The sequence below is a fragment of the Pseudomonas sp. MF06569 genome, from assembly GCF_059862735.1.
In genome coordinates this window covers 1-616 of record NZ_JCBCUZ010000085.1, presented here as the reverse complement: position 1 = coordinate 616, position 616 = coordinate 1, and the positions used below count along the sequence as shown (strand labels likewise).

The window sequence follows — 616 nt, the reverse complement described above, 5'->3', positions numbered from 1 at the left end:
TTGGGATCCCTGGTCTGAGTGAAATAGCAGGCCTTGCGGCTTGCCACGCTGCTCGTAAGCCACATCCAACGCCTTGATCACCAAGTCTGCATCCGGCTTTTCTGATAACGCCCAGCCCACCACTCGGCGAGCGTAAAGATCCATGACAACCGCAAGGTAGTGCCATTTCCCCTGTGCCCAGATGTAGGTGATGTCGCCGCACCAGACCTGGTTGGGCGCTTCGACATCAAATTCTCGGTTCAATATATTTGGGATATCCGGCCGCTCGACTGTCGCCTTTTTATAGGCGTGTGATCCTGGCTGCTTGCTGACCAACTCCAGCTCACGCATCAGCCTGCGTACCTTAAACCGTCCAATTTGCTCACCTTCTTCTTGCATCATCAACGTGATGCTTCGACTGCCGGGAGCACTTCGGCCCTGGGTGAACAACTCGCTCACTCGGCTACGCAGCCTGAGCCGCTCAACATCTGGTGTTCGCCGCCTTAGACGATGCGCGTAGTACCCCGAACGAGCGACCTCAAACGCCTCGCACAAGCAGTCAACAGGCTCATGGACGCTTAGCTGATTGATCAGCGCGTACGCTCGAGATCTTCCGACATCAAGAGCGCGGTAGCCT

Annotated in this window: 1 protein-coding gene; it reads right to left on the bottom strand. The window is 56.2% G+C overall.

The features are described from left to right. Positions 1-616 (bottom strand): IS3 family transposase (locus AC19YQ_RS24980; RefSeq protein ID WP_500596188.1); only part of this gene is annotated, 616 nt, incomplete at both ends.